The 9,544-nt window shown below is 36.7% G+C and carries 4 protein-coding genes and 2 pseudogenes; all 6 read right to left on the reverse strand.

Annotation, left to right across the window (positions count from 1 at the left end):
- Positions 1 to 2: 2 nt before the first annotated feature.
- The 6 genes and pseudogenes from ACLKMH_RS17215 to ACLKMH_RS17240 all read right to left on the reverse strand — a co-directional run bounded on the left by ACLKMH_RS17215 (position 3) and on the right by ACLKMH_RS17240 (position 9,513).
- Positions 3 to 692, reverse strand: a complete 690-nt coding sequence (locus tag ACLKMH_RS17215) for a transglutaminase-like cysteine peptidase (RefSeq protein ID WP_413702387.1) — start codon at positions 690 to 692, stop codon at positions 3 to 5.
- Between the two features lie 14 nt (positions 693 to 706).
- Entirely contained in the window at positions 707 to 1,321 is a 615-nt protein-coding gene (locus ACLKMH_RS17220; RefSeq protein ID WP_413699227.1) for an OmpA family protein, read from the reverse strand.
- A gap of 4 nt (positions 1,322 to 1,325) precedes the next feature.
- Positions 1,326 to 2,710, reverse strand: a pseudogene (locus ACLKMH_RS17225) (TolC family outer membrane protein).
- A 26-nt stretch (positions 2,711 to 2,736) separates the two neighbouring features.
- Positions 2,737 to 4,110, reverse strand: coding sequence for an HlyD family type I secretion periplasmic adaptor subunit (locus ACLKMH_RS17230; RefSeq protein WP_413699228.1), 1,374 nt, complete (start codon positions 4,108 to 4,110; stop codon positions 2,737 to 2,739).
- Positions 4,107 to 6,283 (reverse strand): annotated as a pseudogene (locus ACLKMH_RS17235) (type I secretion system permease/ATPase). Before ACLKMH_RS17235 ends, ACLKMH_RS17230 begins: the two are co-directional and overlap by 4 nt.
- 203 nt (positions 6,284 to 6,486) lie before the next feature.
- A complete protein-coding gene (locus ACLKMH_RS17240; RefSeq protein ID WP_413699229.1) occupies positions 6,487 to 9,513 on the reverse strand; it encodes an Ig-like domain-containing protein in 3,027 nt (1,008 codons plus the stop codon).
- Positions 9,514 to 9,544: the final 31 nt, after the last annotated feature.

Consider the following 9,544-nt stretch of genomic DNA (forward strand, 5'->3'; position numbering starts at 1 on the left):
TATTACTCCATTCTCAATTTTGGTTGTTTTAGGTTTGAGATCCCCATGCGTTGGTTTAAATCAGCCCAACGCTTTAGGCGTTCTGACTTTCCAGCAAGCACACCTTGGCCTCTATCTTTATTTAACCAAAGTTGTTTACCGTTAAAGCTATATACAGGGATAAGATCATTACGTTTTGTTGCAGGTTTAATTATGCCATCGATATTATCAAGGATCAGAGGAATAGATCCTGGCGTTTCATAATAGGCTACAACCATGTGATATTGATTTAAAGTCAGTGATTTAACCATAGTGATACGCATTTTAGTATCAGGCACACCCAACTCAAGTAGACTAAAATATTTAGCAATGGCAAAATCTTCACAATCACCTGCATTTGCACCTAGAAATTCAATTGGTGTTGCCCAGTAATTACTAACGCCCCAAAGCTTAATGTCATCTGTAAAACGTAATAGATTAAAAAAACTATTTACACTTTTAATTTGTTGTAATTCATCTAGCTCGTATGTTTTTTCAAGCATGTTGAACCAAGCTGAGCCCCTTTTTCCTGCTCGTTCACCATAATTTTTAATAAGCGCAGAAACAATTTGTGACTCATTTAAATTACTTGCCTTCTTCGCATACAAAACAGAAATTGTGATAAGTAATAATAAACTTATCAAAAAATTACGACTGAGAGGCAAAGAAGGCAAGCCTGTCAATATGACTACTCGTCTTCTTTGTCAACGCTATAGATATTCCATCTCATATCAATAAGGTTTTTGTCGGTACTAATTTCTGCAACAATACGACGATTTTTAGCATGTGTTTCTTCATCATTACCTTCAGCTAACAGTCTTGTAAAACCATAACCTATGGCAGTGATTCTTGATTCAGCAATATCAAATTGTTCAATTAAAATATCTTTTATTGCCAAAGCTCGATTTTGAGATAATGTTAAATTATATTCCGCAGAACCTGTGATACTTGTATGACCTTCGATAAGTACAGCAGATTGTGGAAACTCAATCATAAAGTCAGCAATGGTTTTAATCTCTGCTAAATATTCTTCTTTAACATCATATTTATTGGTATCAAAATGAACTTCCAGGTTTGTACGGAGCGTTTCTATCGTTTCTGTACCACAACCGTTATTTCCTACTTTTGCACCAGGAATTGAATCCGGGCATTCATCACGGGCGAGGATCACACCATCGCCATCACCGCCTTCATCATAATCAATTAAATTAAATTTTTGAACGGTTGGCTCTGGCGTCATATCTATGATCTGTACCGAACAAGCCGAAAGTAACAACGCACATAAAAGTGTTATAAGTTTCATTGTGTTACCCTCCATCAAATTCTTTTTCACCTAACCAAGTATTTGGTCTGGTGACACGTAGTGAATCTACCAGTCTGCCCATTGCATGTAATATTCGGTACTGAGCAGTTATCTCTGTAAATTCAGCATCTAAGAAATTACGACGGGCTTCATATAGCTCGTTTTCAGTATCTAACAAGTCTAATAAACTGCGTTGTCCAATTTTAAATTGTTCTTTATAATTTGTTTGAGAGTCTTTTGCCGCGATAACATGCATTTTAATATATTCTTTTTGCATGTTTAACTGCTCAAAAGCATTCCATGAAAGTGTGAACCCTTCTTTCACTTGACGATGAACACTACGATTTAGCTCTTTTGCCTCACTCATTTTATATGCAGTTTCTTTAGCATAAGCTTCATCTTTACCGCCAGAAAAAAGGTTATAAGAAACCCTAACCATAGCGACAACTTCATTATATTCGCCACCTACGTCCGGCGTTCCACTTCCATCTTCACCGTCTAAGTTATCGTCAAAATTTGCATCGACATCAAAGGAGACTTTAGGGTAATAACTTGATTTTGATGTTTCATATTGTGCTTTTGCAGCCTTCTATATCATTGTTCGCAGACTTGATTACAGGGTGGTTTCTTAATGCAATTTGTAAACCTTCCTCCGCTGTTGCTGGTAACATATCAGAATCAGGATATGGGATTTGTAAGTCTATTGGTTGTTGCTCAATAAGATGATAAAAAGCAACTTCACTATCTAATAAGTTATTTTTAGCGACGATTAAATTCGAATGAGCCTTAGCAAGACGACCATTAATTTGAGAAAGATCGGCCGAGCTACCAAATCCAGAATCGGTTCTCACTTTTATTTGTTCAAAAATTTCTTGGTGTGAAGCTAGATTCTTCTCTGACAATGCAACTAATTTTTTAGATTTGATTAAGTCAATATAAACCTTACTGACATCAAGTGCTAAATCTTCTGCAATACTATATAAAGTCCACTGTTCTGCACTAGTTTCATAACTAGTACGGTTTACTTCACTTTTAGTATGAAAACCACTAAATAATTCTTGTTTTAAACTTAAACCCAGCTCTCGTCGAGCAAGTTCTTCTGTTCCATCGGTTGAAGAGCGTCGAGTACTTGGGCTATCAGTATATTCATAACCAATACCAGCGGTTGCATTGATTGTTGGCCAATATCCAGCTTCGGCTTGATCAACTTGTTTCTCAATGACTTTAAAACGAGTGTAAGCAGAGACGTAAATCTGGGTGAGTATCAAAGGTAAATGCAACAGCTTGTTCTAAGGATTGGCTATTTACAGTGGCAGGTATAATGAGCGCGCCACATAAGAGCCCCATTACTCCATTTCTTTTAACAAATCTGAAACTAGTTGGTTTCATTTTAACTCCATTTATGTTTTTCACTTTTAATACTCCCTAAGTGCAAGTTCTTTAGCTCTTAAAAGCGGGTTTAAAATATACTCAAGTACGGTTCTTTTACTAATCATTACGTCAACACTGGTTAACATACCGGGAATAATTGGCATTTTTTCATTATCTCGGCTTTGCATATTAGATTCTGTCGTTCTAACTCTTACAATATAAAAACTATTGCCTTCTTCATCCTGAGTAGTATCTGCACTAATGTGTTCTACTACCCCATCAAGTCCACCATATCGGGTAAAATCGTAAGCTGTTATTTTTACCTTTGCTGGTAAACCAACATGAATAAAAGCAATATCTTTAGGAATTATTTTTGCTTCGACTAATAACTTATCTTCCGACGGTACAATTTCAAGTAACACATCTCCAGGCCTTACTACACCACCTAAGGTTGTAATATGTAAGGTTTTTACCGTACCGACTACTGGTGACATAATCAAGGCTTTACTTACTCTATCCTGGGCACCAACTTGCGCTTCATTTAATCTAGAAAGTTTAGATTGTAATTCATTAAGTTGGGCTCGAGCATCAGTACGGAACTTATAAACGGCTTCACGTCGTTTCAAAACAGCTTCTTCGTAGGCTGATTGTACCTTAGGTTTTGTCAAAAGCAATGCGCTCAACTCGCCTTCAATATCGTTCACAGAGCGCTCTAATTTTAATAATTCAATTTCTGGCACTATTTTTTTCTTGGCTAAAGGGATAGTTAATTTAAGCTCTCTATCGGCTAACTTTAAACTACTATTTAAAGTAGAAATCTTAGATGTTAACTCTTTAATCTCTTGTTCTTTTTGCCTAATTTGTTGTGCTTGAATGGCAACTTGATTTTCTAAATTATTTAATCGGGTTGTATATTCATCTTGATTACGGGCAACAAGTTCAGGCGCACCAAGTGTTAAATCCTCAGGAAACTTTAATTGTGTTTTCTCAATTTTAACTTGTAACTGCCAAGCTTTAACGTCAGCGACCAAAACATTACTTAACTCAGCTCTTAAACGTATAATACTGGCACGTAGTGCATCAACTTCCTGTGTTTGTTGTGCCATATCAGAACGAAAACGCGTATCATCAATACGAGCAATAATTTGTCCTTTAGTAACTTGCATGCCCTCTTGTACATAAAGCTCTTGAAGAATACCACCATCTAGGCTTTGAATGATTTGTACTTGTGATGAAGGTATGATTTTTCCTTGACCTCGCGTGACACGGTCAAGCTCTGCGAAATATGCCCAAACAAGGAAACAAGCAAATAAAGCGACAAGGGACCAAATTGTTAAACGATGTACAGTTGGTGTTTGAGTTAAAATGGCACCATAAACATCATCAGCCATTTCTAAGTCTTGTTTACTTATTTTCATTGATTAGTCTCCTTCTTAGGAGCGCCATTTAATAGCCCATTTTTTAACTGTTTTAATATAATATCTTTACTTCCATCAGCTATCATATGTCCGTTATCAAGCACAACGATACGATCAACTAACTGTAATAAATGCATTTTATGTGTGATCAAGAATAAAGTACGATTTTTAACCGTTTGCTTCATTGATTCTATAAATAATTTTTCTGCTCTTGCATCTAAACTGGCGGTAGGTTCATCAAGTAATAACATTTGAGGATCATTTAGAATAGCCCTTGCTAATGCGACGGCTTGTCGTTGACCACGAGAAAGTGATTTTCCGCCTTCTCCAACTTGCAAGTCTAATCCCTGTGACTCCATGTCTGTAAATAAACTTACGCCAGAAAGTTGCACTGCTCTTATTAGTTGATATTCAGTCACCTGCTTCGTACCAAAAAGAATATTATCTTTTATTGAACCATGGAAAAGAATGATGTCCTGTGGAAGATAACCAATATTTCTTCTTAGATCACTTGGGTGAATTTGGCCTTGGTGTAAACCATCATAACGAATACTGCCTTCGCTAGGTTGAAAGAGCCCTAATAATAATTTCGCTAAGGTCGTTTTACCTGAACCATTTCGCCCAATGATGGCAATTTTTTCACCTGGTTTTACTTTCATTGAGAAAGTATTTAATGCCGCTTTCTCAATATCTGGATAACGGAAATTAACATGTTCAACAACAATATTACCTTCCAATTTAGTTCTACTAGCAAGATGGCCTTTATTTTCAAATTCCCTTCTTGCTCCATAATGCCATCAAGTTGTCGCAAAGAACTAAGTGTTTGATTATAACGCGTCATTAATGACGCTATTTTTGCCATCGGCCCTACTGCACGGCTCGATAACATCACAGTCGCAATTATGCCTCCCATCGAAATCAAACCATCGGAAACTCGATAAACCCCTAAAACAATCACTGCAACAACGACCATTTGTACAATTAAACTTGAAAAATTAGCGACTGAATTGGTAATTACTTTAGTTTTTAATTGCCAATTCGATGTATGTCCTAACATTTGTTGCCAAGCGTTTTGTACAACACCTTCAGCACCATTTGCTTTTATCGATTCCAAAGAAGATAAGCTTTCGACTAGATGTCCTTGTCGTAAACTAGAAAATTTATTACTTTCTTCAATTGCATTACGCAAACGTCCTTGAACTATTAAGGCGTAACCTAAGATAAGAACCGTTGCAACGATGGAAAAGACCGCTAAATCACCGGCAACAATATAGATAATAAAAACGAATAAAAAAGCAAAGGGTAAATCAACTAAAGCAGTAATGGTTGCCGATGACAAAAACTCTCTAACACTATCAAACTCACCTAATTGACGAGCCATACCACCTACACTAGGAGCCCTTTTCTCCAAGGAGATGCCGATCACTTTAGCAAAAAGTTTTGATGAGGTCTGAATATCTATTTTTTTACCTGCAACATCGATCAGATAAGAACGTAGTTGTTTCAAAATAAAATCAAACAAATAAGCAACACTGGCACCGACTGCAAGCACCCATAAACTCTCAAAAGCCAAGTTAGGGACGATTTTGTCGTAAATATTCATCACTAAAAGAGGGGAAACTAAGGCAAAAATATTAACAATAATAGAAGCAATTATAACATCACGATAGATAGGTGCAGACTGGCGAATAGTATCCCATAACCAATGTTGTTGGGTATTATTGATATGAACATCAAAATCACGATCACCATGATATTTCTGTTTGATCAGAAATAAATAACCTACGTAAACTGACTCTAATTGCTCAATGGTTAGTTGCTCTTCTCCACCTGTTTCAGGTAAAGATACAATTGCTTTATTTGATTCAAAATCTAAGGATTGTAATACGCAGGCTTTTTGATCCTTGAGCATCAAAATGCAAGGTAATAACATTTGCGGAATATTATTCAGGCTTTTACGACTAATTTTAGCACTCAACCCTGCTCGCATTGCGGCTTGCGGTACTAATTCAGGTGATAACACACTGCTTGTTAATGGCAAACCTGCGACTAAAGCTTCAGCAGAACAAGGATCACCAAAATGTTCACTTAATAACACTAAACAGTCTAAAAGTGGATCATCACTAATGCGTTGTGAGGCGTTAATCGTCCATTGAGGCTGTTCTAATGACATTTAAATACTCATGAATAATAATTATTATTAGGTAAGTATATAACTTATAAAGATTTATATAAATAAAATTTATCAATAAAGTATAATTTGTAGCAATTAATGAGGATTTTATCGCTAAATTAAGCCATAAAAGCAATTTTCATTACTTTCATGGCTTAATATTATTTCATCATTAGCGTTTTGATTTAACTAATGATATCCATTTATAGTGTTTCATCAGGAATAGTAACTTCCATTGTAACACTATCAACTGTTACATTTTCACCAATAAATAAGGCACCTGGATTCGACCCTGTTAATAAATCATTGATGATAGTTACATCATCACTTCCAAGATCTATACCATCTAACACGATTGTCTGTGTTATTGCACCACCCTCTGCATGAACACTTATCGTCGTATTAATGCCATCACTTTCAAAGTCTAGGTAATCATTAAGGTTGACTCCATCAGTAATATGTAAAATATCACTAATATCGATAACATCCCCATCTGATGCCGTAAAATCAGTCACATGGTCAACACCAGTATCGCCATCTAACCATACAAAGGTATCAGCTTCATTACCACCGGTTAGAATATCATTACCAGTTCCACCGATTAAGAAGTCATCGCCATCTCCACCAATAAGGACATCATTACCTGCTAATCCAGATAATGTATCCACAGTAGCTTCACCAACAATTCTATCATCACCAGAAGTTGCGACTGATTTACCATCAACCGTGCCATCATTATCACTATCAGTATCAAGATAATCATCAATTCCATCTGAATCACTATCAATTGGTATTAAGCCAGATGTTTCATAAGCGTCATCTAAACCATCGTGATCAGAATCAACCCCTGTTGGTGTTATGTAATTGGCATTAGTTTGTGCTTCTATGTTGTCAGAAATGCCATCGTTATCACTGTCAGTATCTAGACTATCTATGATGCCATCTCCATCACTGTCTTTGCTTACTATCGTAGAGTTAGAAATAGTAAAGTAATAATCGACTCCATTTATTCCATTAAGATTATCAACCCCACTTCCAGCAATTCCAGAAATCACGATACTAGGAACGCCATTAACATCAATAACCTGAATATCGTATGAAGTTGAATTTAAAACTTCACGGTAAACATTATCTTCGCTTCCACCATTTAAAGCAGTTTGTAACTGCCCAGTACTATCACTACCATTAAAGGTAAGTGTGAAGTATTCGTTATTTGCATCACCATTAATATCACCTCTTGCAGTAATATCAGAAATGGTTACATAATCACCCACAGAAACGCCATAGGAAGATAAATCAATCGTTTGACTAGTGCTTCCCGAAAGTGCTATTCGATCTGCACTTGTGGTAAATTCAAATGGTGTAACTGTTACTTCATTTTCAATAGTATCTAAAATACCGTCGTTATCATCATCGATATCAATCGCATTAATGATGCCATCAGAGTCGCTATCAATACCGCGGCTTATATTCAAGGTTACCGTACCTGCTGATTGGTCTCCATCAGTATCAACTACAACAAAATCAATCGTTTCTTGATATTGTGTATCAATAGGCATAGTTGCCAATGGTAAATAACTGTAAAGTCCAGTTTCAAAGTTGAGAGTTAGTTCTCCAGAATTATCCGTTGTAAAAGTAATCTCATCACCTGAAACATTTGCAGAGCCATCACTACTTGTGATTTGACCGACACCATTATTAGCAGTACCGTCCCAGGTATATGTAACTCCATTAACAGTAATACTTAAGAAATCTCCATCATCGGCACCAAAACCGTCATTTTCTAAGGAGCCAAAAAGACCACCAATAACAGGTTGTTCAACAGTAGATAATAGTTCTTCATTTAACTCTGAAGAATCTGTAACGATAAGTCCTAGTCGCTCAGTATCAGTAACCCCATCATAAGCAAGAGGATCAAGGAATACTCTATCATCTGAATCTAAGCCGGTACCAAAACCAACAGCATAGGAATCAATTTCGTTAGCTACTAAGAAATCAGTCCACTCAGTAATTTCCCCATTTGTGATACCGAAACTTCCGCCAGCATTCGTAGATGTATCAGATCCTCCTCGTGTTTGAGGTTGACCGTCAGAAAGGAAATAAGAAACATTATTAACCGATACATCAGCAGTATCAACTAGTTTACCTGGATTATCATAACCATCTTTAGCTTCAATAACAGCACGGTCATAATCAGTTCCGCCACTAGGATCAAGCGTAGAATCACGACTACCTTGTGTACCATCACCGATAAATGCTAATGCCTCATCAACAGTGAACCAATTTGCTTGTGAAGTTGAATCAGTACCTGAATCAAATGTGACAATTTGAATCATCACATCCCCCATTGCATCATAAGAATTAATAACTTCTGCAACTGATTTCAGCAATAGCTCCATTCTCGTCATAGTCACACCATCGACAGTAGTCGTGCTACCCATACTACCCGAAGTGTCAATAATGAACATAACATTGGTATTTTGTTGTTCAATAACTAATGACTGATAAACATCGCCACTAATAGGTGTATCGTCTTCTACAGTAATATTAATGGAACTTGATGCTGTATCTGTACCATCTGAAACCTGAATGCCTATGTCAAAATCTAAAAGATTATCACCATCCGCATTTTCATGATCTAATGCACCCAGTAATGTAACAAGGTAAGTACCGTTATCAGTAATATTGACCTCTAATATAGACTCACCATCATCGCCAGCAGTCGCATTTAACGTTTTACCATCTGCACTTAATTCATAAACCAAGTCGATACCAGCAGAAGTCAAACCGGTTGGTGTTGATGTAATCGTTGCAGTCAGACTACTACTATCAATGTCAGATACTTCAAATGTACCAGAATATGTAACATCATTTGTTGTATCCGTTGGGTTACCAATAATGTCTTCAATCCCCCCGGTTAAGCCTTCTTCTGATACTGTTGCTTCTGATACATTTCCTATCACTGGCGCATCATTAACTGGTTGAACATTAATTGTTAACGTTCCGGTATCAGTCAACGCACCGTCTGTAACAGTATATTCGACTGAATCTGTTCCATGATAGTTTGGTACTGGTGTATATGTATAACTGCCATCAGAAGCAATCACAATCGTACCACCTTGAGTGGTCGTGAATGTACCAGCAATGACACTTAATGCGTCACCATCAGCATCGCTATCATTTGCATCTAAATCAATGCTTGAGATAAATGTTTCATCTTCAAGAAACACTAATCACGTCATCTACCGCAACTGGTTTAGA

The organism is Psychromonas sp. KJ10-10 (assembly GCF_047323245.1).
GTDB lineage: Bacteria > Pseudomonadota > Gammaproteobacteria > Enterobacterales > Psychromonadaceae > Psychromonas.

What these genes read in the sequence shown, in the direction of transcription:
- ACLKMH_RS17220 (WP_413699227.1), bottom strand. Translation starts at nt 1,321, where the DNA reads ATGAAACTTATAACACTTTTATGTGCGTTGTTACTTTCGGCTTGTTCG.
- ACLKMH_RS17230 (WP_413699228.1), bottom strand. Translation starts at nt 4,110, where the DNA reads ATGAAAATAAGTAAACAAGACTTAGAAATGGCTGATGATGTTTATGGT.